This is a genomic window from Longispora albida DSM 44784 (assembly GCF_000379825.1).
Lineage (GTDB): Bacteria > Actinomycetota > Actinomycetes > Mycobacteriales > Micromonosporaceae > Longispora > Longispora albida.
On sequence record NZ_KB903820.1, the window covers coordinates 68,871 to 88,307 of the forward strand.

Below are 19,437 nucleotides of genomic sequence, written 5' to 3' on the forward strand. Positions count from 1 at the left end.
AACCGGGCGTACCCGCTCAGCTGTTGACGATGTCGTTCTTGATGTCGTTGTAGATCAGGTGAATCTTCGCGCCCTGGTTGTTCGGGCAGCCGCCGAGGTGGTGCAGCGCGACGACCTTGTGGTTCGCGTTCAGCACCGGTGAGCCGGAGTTGCCGCCGGACGTGTCACACGAGTACGAGATGTTGTAGGTGTTGATGTTCGCGTTCTTGATCGTGCACTGCGTGCCGCCCTGGGTGTCCTCGTAGATGGACAGCCGCTTGGGGGAGCCGTCGCCGTGGCCGGGGATGTAGATCCGCTGGCCGGTCGCCGACGCGGTGGTCTCCAGCACCAGGTAGCCGAAGCTGCCGATGTTGGCGAAGTTGTTCACGGAGTACAGGGTGTAGTCGAGCTGGCTGGAGCTGCCGGGCGAGACCTTGATCAGGGTCGAGCCGCTCACCTTGGTGCCGGCGCCGGCCGTCGTGCCGGTGCACGTCGTGCACTGGTAGTTGAACTGGACCTCGCTGCTGGCGACCTGCGCCTGCGTGGAGAAGCAGTGCTTGTTGGTCAGCAGCCGGTTCGTGCTGCCGACCCGCCACGTGGTGCAGGAACCGCCGCCGCCGATCAGCAGCTTCGCGACCGCCCGTGAGCGGGAGTACTCGGTCGGGAAGCTGGTCTGGTAGCAGACGACGTTGCGGCGCGCGTCGGTCGCGCACACGCTGCGCGGCGACGGGTTGTTGGCGATGATCTCCTCTTCGGAGTACCCGCGCCAGTAGCCGTCGGTGAAGGCGCCGTAGCCGCGCTTGGTGAGCTGGTCCGCGGAGCGCTTGCCGGTCGCGTGCAGCGTGATCACCGCGACGTCACCGTCGATCGACATCGCCCCGAACCCGGCCCGGCCGTGCTGGGTGTGGTCGGCGTCGCCGTCGGTGCGCTTGCCGTGATAGGTGTGCACCTCGGTGCCCGCCGGGTTCGACACGGTCACGTAGTCGCCGGGCGCGAGGCGCAGCTGGCTGAAGTGGACCTTCACGTAGGCGGCGCCGGGATGGCGGATCTCCTGCCGTGACTGGCGGTCCGAGGTGTACAGCACGGCCACGCTGGCGGTCAGTTCCTCGCCGATCATGCGGGCCTGGGGCTCCGGGGCGGTGTCGGGGGCGGGCGCGGATGGCGAGGCAGGGATGGCCGCGGCGGCGGGACCGGTGGCCCAGCCGCCGAGGGCTGCGGCGAGGGTCACCGCTGCCAGGATCCGGCTCAGTTTCATGGGGTTCCTCCCAGGATTGGAGAGGTGGTGAACATTGAGTGCTGGCGACTGTCCCGCACCTGAACGCGCAGAGTCAAGGAAACGTATGGGAATGGCAGGTGTCGATGTCTATATCGTTTTCGCTCCGCTTCCGCCTGCTGGGAGGATGGGCGGCATGCTGACAGTTCGCGGGGTACGGGCGGACGAGTGGGCCGCCGCCAGGGCGTTCCGGCTCGACGCGCTGCGTGACCCGATCGCCGCCATCGCCTTCCTCGACACCTACGACAACGCCCTGACCCGGCCCGACGAGCAATGGCGGGATCGCACGGCCCGTGCGGCGGCCGGCGAGACGATGACGCAGTGCGTCGCGGTGGACGAGGACGGGACCTGGGCCGGGGTGGTGACCGCGTTCGTGGAGCGGGCCGGGGACGAGGAGACGTTCGGTGACACGCCGAAGGTCGACCAGGCGCACATCGTCGGCGTCTACGTCCGGCCGGACCACCGGGGTACCGGCCTGGCCGGTGAGCTGTTCGCCGCCGCGCTGGCCTGGGCCTTCGGGCTCGCCGAGCCGCGCGTCGAGCAGGTCAGGCTGTTCGTGCACGAGCACAACACCCGGGCACAGGGCCTGTACGCCAAGATGGGCTTCCGCCTCACCGGTGCGACCGTCCCGTTCGAGGGCGACCCGGAACAGTCCGAACTGGAGATGGCCGTACCCCGCCCCGCCGGCCTGGACTGAAACCTGCCGCACGTCACCGCGGGTCGCGGCCTCCGAACGCCGCGACCCGGTCGTACAGCGGCGCGTCTGCGGGGATCTCCACGGCGGGGGCGACGTGGCCGCCTGCCGCCTCGTCCGCGCGGTGCTCGGGCTTGAGGTTTTCGTGGCCCCACCGCAGCGCCAGCTCGCCCAGCTCCGGGTCGAGGTCGGCGGGCTGGCCGGTGGCCCTGGCGATGTCCCAGGAGTGGATCACCAGCTCGGCGATGTGCTGGCCGGCCGCCCACGAGGCGGGCATGTCCCCGAACGGCAGCCGGTGTGGCCGCGACAGCGCCCCCGGCTGCTGCCACGCGGCCAGCAGCCCGGCGGCGGCCACCCGGTAGGCGGCTGCCCAGTCGTCGCCGATCAGGTCGGTGCCGAGATGGTGGCGCGTGCCGCCGCTGGCGACCACCGCGAACTGGCCCACCTCGTCGACCACGTGGTTCACCAGCGCCCGCACATCCCAGGACCGGCAGGGGGTGGGCAGCGACGCCTGCTCCGGCCGGATCCGGGAGATCAGGTCGCCGGCCTGGTCCAGCGCACGCTCCAGCAGGGCGATGGGGTTGCTGTCCATGTCAGTCATCAGCTGCTCCTCGTCACACGGTTGCTTTACCTAGGCAGACTCGCGGACGGCCCGGAACTCATCGCAGCGCTCAGGAAATTCTCCGAGGAACCCGCTCGCCCCCGGCCGCGCCGCCGGTTTGCGCTGCCCGGCCGGCGGGTATCTGGAGAGAGTCGCAGTAACCGGGACGGGGGCTAACGTCAGGGGGCGAACAGGATGGTTGTCCTTGGGGTGATTCTGGCCCTCATCGGGTGGCTTGCCGGGATCAGTATCCTGCTGTGGCTGGGGGTCATCCTGGTCATAGTCGGCCTGGTCCTGAATCTCGGTGGCTTCGTCAAGTCCCCGTACGGCGGCGGGCGCTGGTACTGACGCCGCGGTGGCACGAAGGCCACTGGCAATCGACCGTGCCCGCCGGAATCTGTCCGGCGGGCACGGTGCTGTCCGCGGTCAGGAGCCCGCTGGGTCCGGCTCACGGGGGCTTGGGGCACTGGTCGCTCCGGCCGGCCCGCCGCCGGCCCCAGTCGCAGACCTCCCACGCGGCCTTCGCGACTGGGCCGAGGCCGCCCTTCAGCGCGTCTATCCGGGTACGGACCTCTGCTGTGGTGGTGGCGGCGAGCAGACCGGGACAGTGAGCGGCTGTCTGCCGCACGCCGCTGGCGAACCGTGCCCAGTGCCGGTCGGCTTCGGCGGCGAGCGCTGGCTGGTAGAGCCTGCCGATCGGCTCGGCGTTGAGGCCGATGTCGGTGAGGGCGGCGCACGCGCGCTGGAGCGGCGCGCGTACGAGAGCGAAGTCTGTGGCCTCCTCGGCGGCGGCGAGATCCCGATAGGCGCTGGCGATCCTGCGGAAGATGTCCGCGGTGTGGCGCATCCAGTCGGCGTCGGGGGACAGTCCTTTGTCGAGGATCGCCGTGGGGTGGACCTGGTAGGCGTAGAGCAGCGTCGGCCGGGGGAGCGGTGCTTCCATCGTGAGCGTCTGATGGAGAGTCGTGCCGCCCAGCAGGCACACCGCCAGGGTGTTGACCAGCGCTGTGCCCGCCCTGCGCTGCGCGAGCACAGATTCAAGATCTTCAGGTGTACCGCGATGCTTCCGCACAGCCCGCGCGCACGCACTGGCTGCCGCCCCGAGCAGCGCGGCGAGCACCAGCACCGGGCCAGCGACATAGCCGTAGGCGTACTCGGCCACCGGCAGGAACCGCGCGGGATGCCATCCGCACTGTGCCGTCAGCTCGTTCAGCGGGCCGAGGCAGCCGTCGAGCACGCCTTTGACCAGCTGCCCCGCGACACCGATCGTGGCGGTGAGCCCTGCCGCGATGAAGCTGGTGAGGACGGGGTACCGATCCCGGGGCGAGCAGCCGGCCACAGTGGCGCTGAGGGCGGTGGCCACGCCGGTGACGATCACGACCCAGCCGAGGGCTGCGATGCCGTTGACCTGCCAGCTGCCCAGGGCGTGCGCGCTCGCCACCGCCTCGGGCGCGGCCAGCAGGCCAGCCCAGGACAGTACCCCGCAGCCGGCGCCGACCAGCAGCACGCGTCTCAGCGGCGGAGCGCCGGACCGCAACGGGGGTGACGCTGGCCGGGCATCGTCCAGCCAGGAACGGCGGGACACCACAGCCCTGCGGTACCGCCACAGGGCGACAGCCGCCAGCCAGCCGAGCAGTACCAGCCCCAGGTACCCGGCGGGGCCTGAGTTGACCAGCCACAACGTGCCGCAGCAGTACGCGGCGAACACCAGCCCGACCAGCAGCAGCCACAGCAGCGGGTACCGCTCGGCGGCCCGCCGGGCGGCCTCACCCAGCCGGGCCGAGTCCCGGGGGAGCCGGGACAGCCACAGCTGGAGCGGGGCCAGCCACAGCAGCGGTACCGCCCACCACAGCCCAGCCAGGCTCAGATCGCTGCCGGGCAGCGCCGTCAGCGTCGCCGTGAACCGGAGCAGGAACGGCGCGCCCGACGCGGGCAGCCGCGCGCCAGTAAGCGCCTCGTCAGCGGAGAACGACCAGCCTTCGATCCACGCGTCCGCGTTCCACCACAGCAGGACGAACGCGAGCGCCAGCGCCGGCGGCACGAGCCCGCCCGCCATCGCGGTGTTGAGGGACTCGCCGCGATACGTACGGACGCGGAGCTCGGCGAACTGCGTGGTCCACGCCATCAGCAGCCCCGTGACGACGACGAGGAACGCGAGCGCGCACACCTGGCTGATCCGGAGCCGGCTGATGTCCAGGCCGTGCGCCGCCTGCCCGGCGGCCACACCGGAACCGAGCCAGATCCCCGCCACCCAGCCGGACGGCACCCGCCGCCCGGTCAGCACAGCGTGCACAGTGGACCGCCACAGCGCCACGCCGCCGATCCCGGCCACCAGGCCAGCGATCAGCAGGTACTGCGCCATCCGCACCCACGGGCCCGACGCCTCGAACGGCGCGGCCAGCTGGGTGGTAGCCATGCCGGCGGTCAGGCCCGTGACGAGCAGCCGCGCCCCGCTGACGGCGAACAGCGCGTCCGGCTCGACGAGCGACCGGGCTCTCATCCGCCACGAGGGATGCGTGCGCCACACCTCGGCCAGCCCGGCCAGCCGGTGCGGCGGGCGGGCCGCTGACGTGCCAGGTAGCAGCGCGCCGGGACGCAGCCGGCCGAGACGCGCGGCGGTCCGGTCCGCGTACAGCTCACGGGCCCGGAGAATGTCGGCGCGCGTGAGATACACCAGCGGTACCAGCAGCAGATGGGCGATCAGCCACCGCACGGGCACCACGCCTCCCGTGGCCCATCCGGCGGCGATCACCAGCAGTTCCGGTACGAGAACGCAGGCGATCAGGACCCGCCACAGCGCCACGGTCGCGTAGGTGATCCCGACGTCACCGTTGTGCACGTGCGCGAGTTCGTGCAGGACGATCGCACGGAACCGTCCGGGATGCGCCGCCCTGGTCACCAGGAGGCCCGCGTTGAGGCACACGACGGGCTGCTTGCCGGTACCGAAGACGAGCGCGCCGACCCCAGCGGCCGCCGGATCCACGACGAACTCCGGCACCACGGGAAGCCCGCTCAGCTTCACCAGCTCGTCCACCTCGCGGCTGAGCTGGCCGCCGTCCGTGATCCTGGCGAGCGGCACGAACCGGGCTCGTGTGGCCTTCCAGCGCGGCAGCCTGTAGTAGACGGCGACAGCGCAGGCCGCGACGGCCACGGTCGCCGCGAGGGTCAGGCCGGCCCGGGCCGCGCTGTTCCCGCCGGCCAGCTGACCCGCGAGGACATGGGCCGCGCCAGCCGTCACCGCGACGAACAGGACGAGCAGCAGGGCGAACCGCTGCGTCGTCCCCGCGCTGAGGACCCGCTCGTCGAGGCCCGGGCCGGCCGGTACCAGCGCCGGCTCGGGCCCGGCCGGGATCATTCCCCGCTCTGCTCGCCGGTGATCGCGAGCCGGCCGACCACGCTGTCGGCGAGCTGCTCGGCCCTGGCCCGCTTCATGCCTGCCCGCAGCGCCGACTCGACCACCCTGGCGTGGACCGCGCGCAGCTCCTCGTCACCGAACCGGGGCAGTGGCGCGGCAGCCGGCCGTTTCAGCACCCGGCGCAGCACCGCGCGCGCCCGGGTACCGAGGCGTTCCGCCGCCCGGCCGGCGGCCTGGTTCGCCACGTACTGCACGGCTCCCCACACGACCGGCGCCACCAGCACGGCGATCTCGCCCGCGCCGAAGCCCAGCGGGTCCTCACCCTTCGACCGGCGGAGCAGTACGCGGCCGATCTCCTCGTCGTCCAGGCCGCCCAGCGCCTCCAGTAACGGCAGCTCGGCGGGCGCGGCTTCCGCCACGACATCCCGGACGACGTCGAAGAGGCGCGGACCCGCCTCCACCGGATAGCCCGCACGTTCCGTGGCCATGCCTACCCCCGTTTCCCGTGGTACCGAGCCATCGACTGTGATCGGCAGTGTCTACATCGGATTCGACCACATCGCCACGACGAGCGCCATACCGGCAAACGCGACCTACAGCTGCTGCCAGTCCGCCGAGTCGGCGACCCTGCGGGCGAGGTCCTGGAAAGCGCTGATCGTTTCGGGGTTGGCGATCCTGGTGAGGTACAGGTCGTTGTCGGTGAGCACCTGCTCACGCCACTGCAGGACCGGGTCCAGCGGGATGGTCCCCGCGACGAGGGTTCGCCCGGCACCCAGCTGGCTGGCCAGTTCCTGGAGGTCCTGCTCGCACCGCCGCAGCCAGGCGAGCTGCTCGCCCCGCAGGTTCGCGAGGGTGTCGGAGCGGGGGTCGATGACAGCTGTGCGCACGAACCGGACAGCGTGCGTGTCCAGGTCGCGGTGGCCGAGCTGCTTGGCGTAGTCCAGCAGGCCGTTACGGCTGTAGACGAGGCCGTGGGCCGCGAGGATGTGCTGCCGGGTCCAGCGATGGAACACCAGCCAGCGGGTCAGTACGTCGCGCAGCTCCGGGCCGGCGGTGACGCGGAGCGCGAGCTCCATCGCGAAGGACCGGCCGGCGCTGAGGTCCACGACGACGAGGTCGTGCTCGTCCAGCAGGCGCAGCAGGAGCTGCACGCAGTGCCGCTCCACCTCGTGGTCGATGGGGAACTCGAAGCCGTCCCGGTCTCCCGGTACCAGCGTCAGCCTCCCCGCGCTCGCAGGCCGGGTCCGCAGCGCCGGCTGCTCCGACTCGGTCCACACGTCCAGGCGGGCGGGCGTGGCGATGTTCCCCCGCAGGTAGCTGTGCAGGCCGCCGGTGCCGGTGCCTCGGGTGGCGGCGGCGATGCTGAACAGTGCCCCGGCCGTCGGCGAGCCGAAGTCGAAGTCGGCGTAGCAGACGTCCATGCCCCGCAGCGCGCACTGGTAGGCGATGTTCACGCAGGTGATCGACCGGCCGGTGCCACCCTTGTCCGAGGCCGCGAACAACAGCACGTCAGTACCCTCCGCCCAGGTCCTCGCGGGCCGCTGCCCAGCCGTCGAGGTCACGCAGGACGGAGATGGCCAGCCCGGCCGCCGTGCCCGGACGGTAGGCGAGCACGTCACGGGCCCGGCGCAGCGTGACCCGGGCCGCCTCGAGTACCTGACGGGCGGCGGCGGGCCCCTCAGATCCGCCGGCCAGTACCTCGCAGTCGAAGACGTGCTCGGCCTCGCTCAGCAGGTCGGCGGCGTAGTCGGCCAGCCGGGGGCTGGTCACCGGGTTGCCGGTGATGGCCTGGGAGGCGGCGATAAGGCACTGCACCACCCGGTACGTATGCGCCCAGGACGGCCCGGTGAACTCGACTTCCAGCTGCGGGAAGACCCTGCCCGGCTGGTCCCACAGGCCAGCTCCGGCACCGGAGGCGATCCGGCGCTCCGTGAGGTGGTCCCAGATGCGGTCGGCCAGCTGGAGTGTTTCCGAGCGCAGCCCGGGCTCGCTGACCAGTCCGGCCAGCCGGAGGCTCTCCAGGAGCAGCCGGGAAGCCATGTCGGTGACAGTCCACGACAGGTCGGGGCCGTCGTGGGGCCAGAGAGTTTCCAGGGGGACGGTCAGCCCCGGGCTGTGCAGGGCGAGCGCCGGATCGTCGCCGGTCGCCCGCTGTGTGATCCTCGACCGCCGGGCCAGGTCGTCGAGGACCCGGCCCACCCGGGCGATGTCCACGTCGGAGGCCCGGCTGCGGCGCAGGTCGTGCGTGACGGTCGACGCGACCAGCAGGGTGAAGTAGTCGGACTCCACGTTGTCGGTCGTCCGCCAGGGGACGTCCTCCAGCGGCCAGCGCATCCGGCCGTGGGAGGCGATCGTCGACCAGTAGGAGTGGGTCACCTCCCACCGGGTCTGCAGTGCCCGGGCCAGCCGCTGCTGGTCGTCGTTGAGCAGGCCGAGTAGCTGGATGCGCTCGGAGAACAGCACGACGATGGCGTCGAGCGCTATGGCCGTGAAGTACAGGTCCGGAACGGGCTCGGCGTACCCCTCCGGCTGCCGGATCGAGGTCCAGGTCTCGACCTCGGGCGCCTCGTGGCACACTCCCCAGGTCCAGCCGCACTCGAACAGCATGCTGGTCGATGTCAGGTCGACCGGCGGGCCGGAGCCGATCGTGATGTCCCGGAGCGCCGCGGCGGGCTGCACCAGTGCCCGGCGGAGCCCCTCGACGAACAGGCGGTCGGGCTCCCCGTGCTGGTTGAGCATCGCGCACAGGTTCTGGCCGAACTCGTCGTCGGCGTTGAAGACATTGACGGCGTAGCTGCGTAACAGGCCCACCAGTGCGGCGGTCAGGCGGTCGCTGGCCAGGCTGGACAGTACTTCGAGTTCCGACCGCAGGTCCGTGCGCCGGACGGCCTGGCGGAAGTCGCGGGCGAAGTCGAGGATCGCGAGGGTCAGGGCCACGGAGACCGCGTAGGACTCGGTCAGGTCCATGCCGCGCTGCCCGGGGCTGGGCTCACCTCCGCCGGCCGACCGCAGCTGGGCGTTGCCGGTGAACTCCGGGGTGCCGTCCGGTGCCGCGTACCGGCGCAGGTAGTCGCTGGACAGCCTGACCAGCAGGTGCGGTATCTCGATCGCGTCCCCGAGCACCCGGAGCTTGCCGAGCACCTCGTCCTGGGTCAGGTCGGGGTTGCTGAGCCGGAAAGCCTGCATCTCGGTGGAGGGCGCCAGGAGGCACAGGAGCTGCTGGGCGTCGCTGATTGCGTCTCCGCCCCAGGTCCAGGTGCCGTCGGTCATGCTCGCCTGGCTGACGGACTGCCAGATCTGCAGCAGGTTCTGGCGAGGCTGGATTCTCACCGGTTACCGTCCTTCTCCGTCGCTGGGACGAGTTTCCAGAGGGCGGCGGCAGACAGCTGGCCCAGGTGATCCTGTGTCGTCAGCCGGAGGGTACGCCGGCCCTCCGCGAGCGAGCCGGTGTACTGCACAATGCCAGCCGGTCCGTCCACAGTGCACCGGACCGAGTCACCCGACAGCTGGTACGTGCCGGTCAGCAGCCCGGCAGCGCCAGGCCTCAGCCACCGCGCCACCTCAGCGGGCGGCGCGAAGCTCGCCAGCCACAGCACCTCACCCGACCGCAGGAACCGCAGGAACTGCGCGCCGGCCGGCCCGGTGCACATGTACGTCCCTGTCATGCGCGCCGGATCCCCGGCGACGGGCGGCGGCTCGACCGGCTGGGGCGGGCGGTAGGCCCGGTTGCGGCCGAGCGCGAGCCGGTCGGCCGTCCCGCTGTTGAGGGACTGCGGCTTGGGCAGGCCTTTCGCGGTCAGGCGGACCAGCAGCTGATCGTGGAGTTCCTTGAGCGTGAGCAGTTCCGGTGCGCCGGGCACTCCTGAGCGGAGAAGCGCCAGCAGCTCCCCGGTGAACGCGGTGTGCCGCATGCCAACCGGGGCGGCAGCCGTCGAGGTTCCCGGAGCCGACGCCAGGGTGTACGTGCCGCTGATCGGCAGCTGCCCGGCGACCAGCGCGGCGGGGCTGGACATCGCCTGCGTCGCACGGCCGGAGAAACAGCAGTCCAGGACGACGATGCGGTTACGGGCCGGTGCGTCGGCGAGTTCACGGCGCAGCCAGTCGTACGGGAAGGCGGTGTAGCGGATCCGCCCGGGGTCGGGATCGGTGCCGGCCGTGGCCAGGTGCAGCTCGCCCTGCGAGTCGAGGAGGCCGTGCCCGGAGAAGTACACGATCAGGGTGTCTTCCGTGGCCGGGGCCAGCTGTGACAGCGTCAGGCCGAGCTCGTGCGGTAACGCGGGATCTTCGACGACGTGGCAGCGATCCGGCGGGAGGATGCCATCCGCCTCGGAGGTCAGCGCCGCTGCCAGGTCAGCCAGGTTGTGGCTGACCGACGGCAGGTCCGGCAGCCCGGCCCGAGCGAAGCGGGCTGCGCCGACCAGGATCGCGCGGCTGGCCTGAGGCTCCGGCAGCCGGGCTGTCACCGGCGTGGTTCGCCCATGGTCAATGCCTTCACCCCGCTCCGTTGTGGACAGCGCATTCACCAGTGTGAACACCCCCGGGACCATCGTCAAACATCGGCGCCCGGTGCTGCCGCGGCCCAGAACGGATCAAGCCAGATACTGCCCGTACCAGGTCATCAGCTTCTCGTACGCCGCAGCCGCAGCCGTCGGGTTGTACCGGGCACCTGCGTCGTTGAAGAACGCGTGGCCGGCGTCGGGATCGTTACACAGGTTTTGCTCGTATTACAGGGCTTCCCGGCTGGTCACCGCCCGGGTCAGCCGTCCGCTCCGGCCGCCGTTCCGCCGCGCTCGCCGAACCGGAGCCCCGGCGAGCCCAGGCCCGGGATCCACACCGGTGGCTCGGCGGCAGCAAACGCGCCCGCCATCGTCGTGAACCACGCGGCGAACGACGGGAAGTCCGGCGTCGCGGACTCCGGGAACTCCCACTCACCACTGCCGGCGTACCGCGCACGGCCCTCGTAGTCGTCCTGGTGGTCGTAGTACACGGGATACTCCCCGTCCCCGCCCGGCTGCGTGACGTCGAAACACCACACCGCCTCGTACCCGGCCCCGGCGAACCCGACCAGATGATTCGTGGACAGATAGCGGCCATCGCCACGGCTCACGTGTCCGGGCAGGTGAACCAGGTCCGCAGTGAGTTCAACGAGCGCCACCTCGTCGGCGATGTCGAACTCGTAATCGACACCAGTGCCATTCACGTCGACTGTCCGGCCGCACCGCAGTCCGTTGTGGAGGGTGAGGAAGGCGCGGTAGCTCGGGGGTACCGTCCAGGTCACCGTGCCGAAATATGGTTCGAGACCGGACTCCCGCGCGCTGATGGCGCTGGCCGGCGCGGGGCCGGTGGCGGAGAGCTCGACGACACCGGCCGACTCCGCCTGCCGCAGCGCCGCCAGCGCGGCCCGGATCTCCTTGGTCACGTCCAATACCCATCCTCCACCGGCGCCCGACCAGACGACTCCATAGTGGACCGTCAGCTGGCGTTCCGCCAAGGCGTCAGGTCGAGGCCCGGGTAGCGCAGTGCCGTGCCCGCCAGGGTCTCCGGGGTCCAGTACGGGTGGCCGGGCGGCGGGAAGCCGAACGCCTGGAGCTGACGCGGGGTGGCGCGCTCCACGAAGCTGGTCCAGTTGTCCTCGTAGCTGCAGCTGGCCCAGCCGCGCCGCTGGCCCCAGCGGATGCCGTCGCGCTGGTAGCCGAGGTGCATGCTGTACCGGGCCCCGCGCGGTGCGGTCAGCGCGGTGCCCCGGTGGAAGGTGCCCGCCTCGAACGCGACGACCGTGCCGGCCGGGCCCGTGGCTGCCACCTCGGCCTCGTACAGGTGCGGGCTCCCGCTCGTGTCGAGGAAGCGGCCCTCGCCGTCGAGCCCCGGCCGGAGATGCCAGTTGGGCACTGCCGGCATGCCCTCGGTCACCGAGCGTGGCACGAGCCGGGGCGCGCCGAGTTCCACGGTGACGTCGGCGAGGTAGACGAACATCTCCAGCTGCCGGTACTCGGGGGCCGAGCTCGGCACAGCGAGCGTGTAGTTCAGGTAGTCGCGGTGCATGTCCTGGTCGTACTCGCAGGCTCCCGTGTACTTCGCCCACGCCTCGGCGGTGTGGATGTGCACGTCGTCGTCCCCGAGCAGCGCCCCGGCGAGGGCGATCAGCCGGGGGTGCACGGCGAGCAGGCTGAGTTCCGTGCTGGCGAAGGGAAAAGCGTCGATGCCGTCGAACTCGTCTGCGAGGAAGCGCTCGCGCCTCGGGTCCGTCTCGTCGTGGAAGCCCTCGGCGGACGGGAACATCAGGCCCAGCTCGCTCAGGGCCGGCTGGAGTTCCTCCGCTGGGATGAGACCGGGGAGAACCACGAAGCCCTGGTCGAGCCAGGTACGCGCCGCGTCATCGAAATTCATGATGCGCATCGTCCCCAGTGAACTCACGCCCCGCAACCGAATAGCGCTGAAGTCAGCCGGGCGATGCCCGGCTGACTTCAACCAGAGTGTGCCGGCCGTTCGAGCCGGCACACCCCGTCGTCGCAGCTCCGCTGCAGCCGGCGCAGGGACACCAGCTCGACGAGGCGCATCACCCAGCAGGCTGGGCAACCGCGCAGCGCGAGCATGCCGAGAGCGATCAGGAGGATGGTGGCCGGCCACCACACCCAGGCCATGACGACCGCGCCGGTCAGCGCGGCCAGGGCCAGTGCGCCCCGGATCAGGTGGCCTCTCACAGGCCCTCCGCCAGGGATGTCCTGACCGCGGCCCTGGCCCGGTGCAGCCGTGACTTCATCGCGGCGGTACTCAGGCCCATCGTCTCGGCGACCACGCTCCCGGGCAGGCCCTGCACGTCACGCATGATGAGCACGCGGCGCTGGTCGGCCGGGAGCGCGGCGATAGCGTCGGCGACCCTGGCCGCTTCGAGCCGTTCGATCACCTCGTCCTCCGCGGAGTGCGCCGGGTCGAGCGCCGGTTCCTCCACAGCGTCGACGCGGACCGCCCGGCGCAGGTGACGCAGGCACTCGTTGCGGACGATGCGGAACATCCACGACGCCAGCGCCCCGGTCGCCCGGAGTGTCCCGATCTTGCGGTACAGCGTGATCAGCGCTTCCTGGGCCGCGTCCTCGGCGTCCTCCGGCGTCGCGCACAGCGAGTACGCGAACCGGCGGACGTGCGGGTGCGAGCCGGAGACCAGGGCCGCGATCGAGTCGGCCTCGCCTCGCTGAGCCGCGGCTACGAGTACCGCGCCTGGCCAGCCGTCAGCCACGGGACTGGCTCCGCCGCCGTACCAGCACCACGCACGTGCAGACAGCCAGCGCGCCTGCCACCGCGGCAACGATCCACCACATCTTGATCCCCCTCCGGTTCCGCCGACCGTATCGCCGGCACGGGAATAGGAGGACGCGACCCCGGAAAAGGATTCAGGCCGGTCACCAGACGGTGTTGACGAGTCCCGTGCCCAGGTAAACCTGGTCGAAGCCGTTGCTGTCCTGGTCGTCGGTGAAAGCCGACACGATCTCTCCCCACGGCGACACCGCGAGGGCCGGCTCGTCCTGGCGGCCCGTGGCGGTGGCGTTGAGCCGGAGGACGAGGAGCCGTCCCGTGACCGTGCCGTCCGGGTTGAGGCCCTGGGCGTGCACGTCCGAGGCCGCCGTCCAGGAGACGACCGCGTAGCCCTGGTCGTCGATCCCGGCCTGCGGATCCGAGCCCGGCAGCAGGACGTCGGCCGACCTGGCCGTACCGGCAGCCGTGAACGACCGTGCCGCGTTCTGTGGCGTCCCGGTGTGGTCGGTCTCCCACGCGACCACGAAGTCCCCGTTCGCGTTCGCGGCGGCGGACGGGTGCCGCTGCTGCCCGCCGCCGTTGCTGTTCGCGACGCCCTGGGCGAGTTTCACGCCTCCGCCCGGGGTCAGGATCTTCAGCCCGATGTTGAAGAACGCGTTGCCGTCGCCGTCCTCGTCCCACGCGACGATCGCATTGCCTGCCGCTCCCATCGCGACGTCAGGCCGCTGGTGCGTGCCGCCGCTGGCGTGCACCTGAGCCTCGTACGTCTTCGTCGTGACCGTCGAGAACCCGGCGACCCGGACAGTCGGTGCCGTCGCCGTCTGCTTGTCCTCCCACACGACAGCGAACCCGCTTCCGTCCGGGTCGGCGGCGACAGCCGGGTTGAGCTGCTGCCCGGCCGAGCTCGCGTTCGCCGTCGCCGAGCCGGTGACCGTACCGGCGGCGCTCACCGTCCGCACGGTGATGTTGTAGACGCCGTTGCCGTCCGGATCCTCCGCCCACACCACGACCGCCGTGCCGTCCTCGCGGAGGGCGACGTCGGGCTGGACGTGCCGCCAGCTGCCCGTGCCACCGGCCGACAGCTTCTTCTCCCACAGCGGGGCGCGGTCCTTGTACAGCCGCAGGAACACCTCGCTGTGCACGGGATCTCCGGGGCTGGTGCTGTCCCGGTCGTCCTCCCACACCACGGCCGTGTACCCGGTCCGGGTCGCGGCCAGCGCCGCGTTGTCCTGGTCGCCGGTCGCCACGCTGTTCGCCACGGTCCACGTGATGTCGGCCGGGGTCGTGCCGTCGGCGTGCGCGGTACCGGGCACGGCGAGGATCGCGAGCCCCGCGACGCCCGCGAGAAGGGTCAGCTTCCTCATGGCGTCACCAGCCCGGGGTTGCCGGCCTCGATCGCGTAGCTCTGGATCGTCCGCACGGGATAGTCGCGGACAGTCACCTTGTCGACGACCCGGAAGTCGGCCAGCATCCGGGTGGAGTCCACATGGACCCTGACGTAGCCACGCAGGTTCTTGAAGAACTTCACGTGCGGGTTCAGGCTGCTCAGGCCGGTGTCGGCGGCGTTGCCGTCGCCGCCGGAGGTCACGGAGGTCGTGACCAGTTCCGTGCCAATGATCTTGTTCTGGGTGCTGTAGTCGAGCATCAGGTCGCTCGCCCACGAGCGGTGCACGTCACCGGTCAGCACGACGGTGCTCGTGTTGCCCCGGGCGTCCCAGCCGCGCTGGATGCGGTCACGGCTGGCTGTGTAACCGTCCCACGCGTCCATGCTCTTCGCGCCGTCGGCGCTCGCGAGCTTCTGGGCGAAGAAGACCTGCTGGCCGAGAATGTCCCACGTGCCGAGGCGCTGACCGAGCCCGTCGAGCAGCCAGGACTCCTGCGCTGCCCCGGTCAGGCTGCGGGCCGGGTCGCCGGCCGCCGCGCACACCTTGGTGCCGTCGCCGCACGCCTGGTCGTCGCGGTACTGCCGCGTGTCGAGCATGTGGAAGGTGGCGAGGCTGCCCCACCTCACCCTCCGGTACAACTGCATGTTCTCGTTCACCGGGATGGACGACGCCCGTAGCGGCATGTGCTCCCAGTAGGCCTTGTAGGCGGCAGCGCGCCTGGCGCGGAAGTCCCCGGCCGGGCTGGTGTCGCCCCGGACCAGATTCGCGTAGTTGTTCTCCACCTCGTGGTCGTCCCAGACCACCAGCCACGGCGCGGCCGCGTGCGCCGCCTGAAGATCAATATCTGTTTTGTACTGGGCGTGCCGCACCCGGTAGTCGGCGAGCGCCGTGATCTCGCTGACCGGCGCGTGCTTGCGCACGTTCGTGGTGGACGCTGTCCCCTCGTAGATGTAGTCACCCAGGTGGAGGATGACGTCGGGGCGCTCCTCGGCCATCCGGCGGTACGCGGTGAAGTAGCCGGCCTCGTAGTGCGAGCAGCTCGCGAACAGCATGGTGAACGCGGGGCTGGTCCCGGCCGCTGGCGTCGTCCGTGACCGCCCGGTCTGCGAGATGTGCCCTGCGGCCCTGAACCGGTAGTAGTACTCGCGGCCGGGCTGGAGCCCCGCCACCTCGACGTGGACGGTGTGCGCGCTGGCCTGGACAGCGGTGACGCTGCCGGTCCGCACGAGAGAGGTGAAGTACTCGTCGCTGGCGACCTGCCATTCCACTGTGACGCCGGCGCTGGACATGCCGCCCAGCCCGTCGGCGTTCAGGGGACTGGGTGCCAGCCTGGTCCAGAGGACGAAACCGTCGGGAGCCGGGTCGCCGGAAGCGACGCCGAGGGTGAAGGGGTAGCCGATCGCGTGCGCGGTACCGGAGGTCAGCACAGTCGCGCCGGCCCCGGCGAGCCCGCCGAGAATGAGCGTACGTCTGTTCACTGAGGACATGGCGTGAGTTCTACTCCTTGCCGGGTACCGGAACCAGGTCCCGTACGCGATATTCAGCTCGCTTTCGCCTGCCGTGCCCCAGCTAGAGGCTGATTGAGATCGCACTAGCAACCTAGGACGCTCTTAGGCGGTGTGATCTTGCGCCCGCCCGTGCGTTAGGCTCGGGAATGGCTTACCGCGGCGCAGTCTTCGACCTGTTCGGTACCCTCGTCCCGCCCTTCCCGGCCCGCGAGCACGAGGCCGCGGCTGCCGAAGCCGCAGCGATGCTCGGCGTCCCGGCCGCGACGCTCTCCGGCGTCATCCACGCCAAGTACCTCGACCGGATCACCGGGGGATACCGCGAGGTCGGTGACTACGTGACCGAGGCGGCTCCCGGGGCCACGCCCGATCAGGTCGCGGCGGCGGTGGCCCGGATGACGGAGTTCCTGCGCGCGGCCCTCGTCCCGGTACCGGGCGCGATCGAGACCCTCACGGCCCTGCGCGCCGCCGGCCTGCGCCTGGCCCTCGTGACCAACTGCGGCCCCGACGCGCCCGGCCTGTGGACGCAGACCCCGATGGCCGAGTTCTTCGAGGTCACGGCGTTCAGCTGCGAACTCGGGACAGCCAAGCCGGCCCCGGCCATCTACCAGCACGCCATCGATGGCCTTGATCTCCCGCCCGCCGAGCTCCTCTACGTCGGCGACGGCAGCGATCACGAGCTGACCGGCGCGGCAGCCCTGGGCCTGACCCCGGTACTGGTCACAGTGGACCTTTCCAACACCTTCGACACCGAGCGCGCCGACGTCGCGACGTGGACCGGCCTGCGCGTCGACGGCCTGCCGGGCGTCGTGCCGATCGCCACCGCCAGCCAGGGGGTGCTTGACCTTGCGGTTTCGTGAGGGTGAGGTCGTCGTCCGGCGGGGACTGCTGCCGGACGGGCGGATCAACCAGGTCGAGTGCGGGCTCGTGGTCAGCGACGACGAACGCGGGCTGCTCGTGTCGGTACCGGACGGCTCGGAAGCTGTCCGGCTGGGCCCGGACGGGCTGACGGTCGTGACGTGGCACGCGCCGAAGTCCCTGATGCTCGTGCCGCCCGGTGCCGCCTGCGCCGTGTGGTGGCGGTGGGACGAGGCGGGGGAGTTTCTCGGCTGGTACGTGAATCTGGAGACTCCGGCCGTGCGCTGGCACGACCAGGGTTACGGCATCGACGGCATGGACCAGGCTCTCGACGTGCTGATCGCGCCCGGCGGGTCGTGGGAGTGGAAGGACGAGGCCGAGTTCGAGTCGCTGACCGGCCGCCCGCTGTACTGGGACGACCGGTCAGCGGCGGCGATCCGCGCCGAGGGGGAGCGCATGGTGGCGCTGGCGGCCAGTGGCGCGTTCCCCTTCGACGGGACCTGGCAGGACTTCGAGCCGGATCCCGCCTGGGGGCCGCTGCGGATGCCCCCGTGGTGGGACCTGCCGTCACCAGGCGTTGACGGCGTCCAGATAGGTCGATGAGCCGCCGGAGGCTCCGGGCGCTGGCTGGAAGTAGACTCCCAGCTCCCGCACGTCCTCCAGGCCGGGCAGCCCGGTGAGGTTCACGCTCAGCGTGACGCCCGCTGACGTCACGAGCGTGCGTCCCGCGTCGCGCCACACCTCGCCGGCTCCGGTTTTCACATAGAGCTTCGCGGTGGTCCCGGCCGCATGGTCACCCCACGGCGCGACGCGGGCCACGACACTCAGAGAGGTGTACCCGCGCAGGTCCGCCGGCACCCTCGTCGCCAGCCCGCTCTCGCCCCGTCCGAGATCGACGTTGGACTTGAGCCCGTAGCCGCCCTGCGCCGCCCACTCGGTGAGCGCCCATGGCCCGCCGCTGACTCCGATCCCGTACCAGCCAGCCGCACTGCCGCCCTCGAACCCGGCGACAACCTTCGGCTCCCCGTACCCGGTGAGGTGGTCCACGTAGACTGCCGACTGACCCGTTGCCCCGGCCGCGTTCTCGAACCGCACGCCCACCTCCCGTACCGCCCCGAGGTCCGGGATGCCGCTGAGGTCGAGCCGCAGTTCCGCGCCGTCCGGCCCGACCGTGGTGCTCCCGTTGTCGCGCCAGTCCACAGCGGCCGTCCTGATGTACAGCTTCGCGGTCGTGCCGGTGCGGTGGCCGCCCCACGGCGCGGTGCGCGCGAACACGGACAGGGCTGTCCGGCCGCGCAGGTCGAGGGGGCCGGTGCTGAGGTAGTTCTCGGTGACGGCCAGGTCCACGTCGGCCTTGAACGACCGGCTGCCCTGCGCTGCCCACTCGGTGACCGGCCACGGCCCGTTCTTCACCTTGTACCCGCGCCAGCCTTCCGCCCCGCCCTCGAATCCGCTGAGGACGGTCGAGGGGCCGGATGGCCGATTGCCGGTCGCTGCTGTCCGGGCGCTCAGGCTGATCTCGCCGCGGTTGACGAGCCACGGGTCGGCGAACAGTGCCGCCGCGCCCTGGTTGCGCTGCGGGCTCCACTTGTCGTCCCAGGTCTGGAAGAACGCCGCCTGCGGGAACCGCTCGTGTAGCGCCGCAGCCCACAGCCCGTAGTCGAACGTGCCGGTCGCGGTGCCTTCCGGAGTCGTGCGCGGCCCGATCTCGGTGAAGCCGAACGGCTTGCCCAGCGCCAGCAGCTCCTCGTAGCCCTGCACGCCGGAGGGGTTGTCGCTGTAGGCGGACACGCCCACGACATCGGCGTACGCCCCGCCGGGGTAGTAGGTGGCCCGGTTGCCCCAGCCGGCGTCCGGTGCGTACACCCAGATCAGGTTGTCGAGGCCCCGTGCCGCCATGTACCCGGTCAGGTACCGCCAGACCCGCGTGAACTCGGCCGGATCCTGCCCGCTCCACCAGAACGACCCGCCGTTCATCTCGTGGAACGGGCGGAACAGCACCGGCACGCCTGCTGCCTTCAGGCCGGCCAGACCGGCCGCGACCTGGCCGAGGCTCGCGTGCCACCGGCTGCCGAGCGGGGACAGCGGATCGGTGATCGTGCCGAAGCCCTCAAGGCGGGTGTTGAGCCCGCCCGCCGGGTCGGGACTGGGCAGGTGCACGCTGACGGAGACCAGCCCGCCGTCCCTGCTCCAGGTCTCCAGGCCGGCGTTGCAGGAGTAGTCGATGCCGGTACCTGGCCCGAACGAGGCGTAGTCGCAGGCCAGCAGCCCCGGCCGCTGCCCGGTCATCGCGTGCAGCTGGCCGGCCTGCCCCAGCCCGAACGTGTTGCCGCTGTACCCGCCGAACTGGCCGGACAGCACCCGGTTACCGGCCCGGGCGGGCAGCGCGCCCAGCCAGTCCAGAACGGACTGCGCCCCGGGGCTCAGCGGGGCCCGGCCTTCGGCTGCCGGTACCGGGCCGGCGGGAACCACCACAATGGACAGTAGTACTCCGGCTGCGAGCAGCATCCGGGTTATGAGGCGGGATGGCACAGGC

The 19,437-nt window shown here is 71.2% G+C and carries 19 protein-coding genes; 4 read left to right on the forward strand and 15 right to left on the reverse strand.

The genetic code is table 11. The features are described from left to right. Positions 1 to 16 precede the first annotated feature (16 nt). Positions 17 to 1,234: a trypsin-like serine peptidase gene (locus A3G1_RS0112435; RefSeq protein ID WP_018349801.1), complete on the reverse strand. Its 1,218-nt coding sequence runs from the start codon at positions 1,232 to 1,234 to the stop codon at positions 17 to 19. 154 nt (positions 1,235 to 1,388) lie between these two features. Between A3G1_RS0112435 and A3G1_RS0112440 the strand changes: the two genes are divergently transcribed. Then, positions 1,389 to 1,949 (forward strand): GNAT family N-acetyltransferase, encoded by a 561-nt coding sequence (locus tag A3G1_RS0112440; protein WP_018349802.1) that lies wholly within the window; start codon positions 1,389 to 1,391, stop codon positions 1,947 to 1,949. Positions 1,950 to 1,962: 13 nt separating this feature from the next. Here A3G1_RS0112440 and A3G1_RS34575 read toward each other — a convergent pair whose 3' ends face one another. Then, positions 1,963 to 2,547, reverse strand: coding sequence for a TIGR03086 family metal-binding protein (locus A3G1_RS34575; protein ID WP_018349803.1), 585 nt, complete (start codon positions 2,545 to 2,547; stop codon positions 1,963 to 1,965). Positions 2,548 to 2,742: 195 nt separating this feature from the next. Between A3G1_RS34575 and A3G1_RS41140 the strand changes: the two genes are divergently transcribed. Next, positions 2,743 to 2,895, forward strand: coding sequence for a hypothetical protein (locus A3G1_RS41140; RefSeq protein ID WP_018349804.1), 153 nt, complete (start codon positions 2,743 to 2,745; stop codon positions 2,893 to 2,895). Positions 2,896 to 2,995: 100 nt separating this feature from the next. Here A3G1_RS41140 and A3G1_RS0112455 read toward each other — a convergent pair whose 3' ends face one another. From A3G1_RS0112455 to A3G1_RS0112505, 12 genes are all read right to left on the reverse strand, one after another. Next, positions 2,996 to 5,902 (reverse strand): M48 family metalloprotease, encoded by a 2,907-nt coding sequence (locus tag A3G1_RS0112455; protein ID WP_018349805.1) that lies wholly within the window; start codon positions 5,900 to 5,902, stop codon positions 2,996 to 2,998. Then, positions 5,899 to 6,390 (reverse strand): hypothetical protein, encoded by a 492-nt coding sequence (locus A3G1_RS38485; RefSeq protein ID WP_018349806.1) that lies wholly within the window; start codon positions 6,388 to 6,390, stop codon positions 5,899 to 5,901. Before A3G1_RS38485 ends, A3G1_RS0112455 begins: the two co-directional genes overlap by 4 nt. Positions 6,391 to 6,495: 105 nt before the next feature. Further along, the gene (locus A3G1_RS0112465; RefSeq protein WP_026212080.1) at positions 6,496 to 7,410 is read right to left on the reverse strand and encodes an SCO2523 family variant P-loop protein; all 915 of its coding nucleotides are present in this window, start codon (positions 7,408 to 7,410) and stop codon (positions 6,496 to 6,498) included. A 1-nt stretch (position 7,411) separates the two neighbouring features. After that, positions 7,412 to 9,232 (reverse strand): SCO2524 family protein, encoded by a 1,821-nt coding sequence (locus tag A3G1_RS0112470; protein WP_018349808.1) that lies wholly within the window; start codon positions 9,230 to 9,232, stop codon positions 7,412 to 7,414. After that, positions 9,229 to 10,365, reverse strand: a complete 1,137-nt coding sequence (locus tag A3G1_RS34585; protein ID WP_018349809.1) for a caspase family protein — start codon at positions 10,363 to 10,365, stop codon at positions 9,229 to 9,231. Before A3G1_RS34585 ends, A3G1_RS0112470 begins: the two co-directional genes overlap by 4 nt. A 126-nt stretch (positions 10,366 to 10,491) precedes the next feature. Further along, the gene (locus tag A3G1_RS42320; protein WP_157641098.1) at positions 10,492 to 10,614 is read right to left on the reverse strand and encodes a dienelactone hydrolase family protein; all 123 of its coding nucleotides are present in this window, start codon (positions 10,612 to 10,614) and stop codon (positions 10,492 to 10,494) included. A gap of 44 nt (positions 10,615 to 10,658) precedes the next feature. After that, on the reverse strand, positions 10,659 to 11,321 hold the full coding sequence (locus A3G1_RS0112480; protein ID WP_157641090.1) for an SMI1/KNR4 family protein: 663 nt from the start codon (positions 11,319 to 11,321) through the stop codon (positions 10,659 to 10,661). A 53-nt stretch (positions 11,322 to 11,374) separates the two neighbouring features. Beyond that, entirely contained in the window at positions 11,375 to 12,289 is a 915-nt protein-coding gene (locus tag A3G1_RS0112485) for a phytanoyl-CoA dioxygenase family protein (RefSeq protein WP_169437570.1), read from the reverse strand. 77 nt (positions 12,290 to 12,366) lie between these two features. Further along, the gene (locus tag A3G1_RS0112490) at positions 12,367 to 12,603 is read right to left on the reverse strand and encodes a hypothetical protein (protein WP_018349812.1); all 237 of its coding nucleotides are present in this window, start codon (positions 12,601 to 12,603) and stop codon (positions 12,367 to 12,369) included. Further along, the gene (locus A3G1_RS0112495; protein ID WP_018349813.1) at positions 12,600 to 13,136 is read right to left on the reverse strand and encodes an RNA polymerase sigma factor; all 537 of its coding nucleotides are present in this window, start codon (positions 13,134 to 13,136) and stop codon (positions 12,600 to 12,602) included. The genes A3G1_RS0112490 and A3G1_RS0112495 overlap by 4 nt, the downstream gene beginning before the upstream one ends. Positions 13,137 to 13,299: 163 nt before the next feature. Beyond that, the gene (locus A3G1_RS0112500; protein ID WP_018349814.1) at positions 13,300 to 14,517 is read right to left on the reverse strand and encodes a hypothetical protein; all 1,218 of its coding nucleotides are present in this window, start codon (positions 14,515 to 14,517) and stop codon (positions 13,300 to 13,302) included. After that, positions 14,514 to 16,025 carry an alkaline phosphatase D family protein gene (locus A3G1_RS0112505; protein WP_018349815.1) on the reverse strand — a complete coding sequence of 504 codons (1,512 nt, stop codon included), beginning with the start codon at positions 16,023 to 16,025 and terminating at the stop codon, positions 14,514 to 14,516. The genes A3G1_RS0112500 and A3G1_RS0112505 overlap by 4 nt, the downstream gene beginning before the upstream one ends. 167 nt (positions 16,026 to 16,192) lie before the next feature. Between A3G1_RS0112505 and A3G1_RS34590 the strand changes: the two genes are divergently transcribed. Together A3G1_RS34590 and A3G1_RS0112515 are read left to right on the forward strand one after the other, a co-directional pair. Further along, positions 16,193 to 16,903: an HAD family hydrolase gene (locus A3G1_RS34590; protein ID WP_018349816.1), complete on the forward strand. Its 711-nt coding sequence runs from the start codon at positions 16,193 to 16,195 to the stop codon at positions 16,901 to 16,903. Then, on the forward strand, positions 16,890 to 17,504 hold the full coding sequence (locus A3G1_RS0112515; protein WP_018349817.1) for a ribonuclease FAU-1 family protein: 615 nt from the start codon (positions 16,890 to 16,892) through the stop codon (positions 17,502 to 17,504). The genes A3G1_RS34590 and A3G1_RS0112515 overlap by 14 nt, the downstream gene beginning before the upstream one ends. Here the strand turns inward: A3G1_RS0112515 and A3G1_RS34595 are convergent. Continuing rightward, positions 17,469 to 19,409, reverse strand: coding sequence for a glycosyl hydrolase (locus tag A3G1_RS34595; protein WP_018349818.1), 1,941 nt, complete (start codon positions 19,407 to 19,409; stop codon positions 17,469 to 17,471). The two genes, A3G1_RS0112515 and A3G1_RS34595, sit on opposite strands and share 36 nt — an antisense overlap. Positions 19,410 to 19,437: the final 28 nt, after the last annotated feature.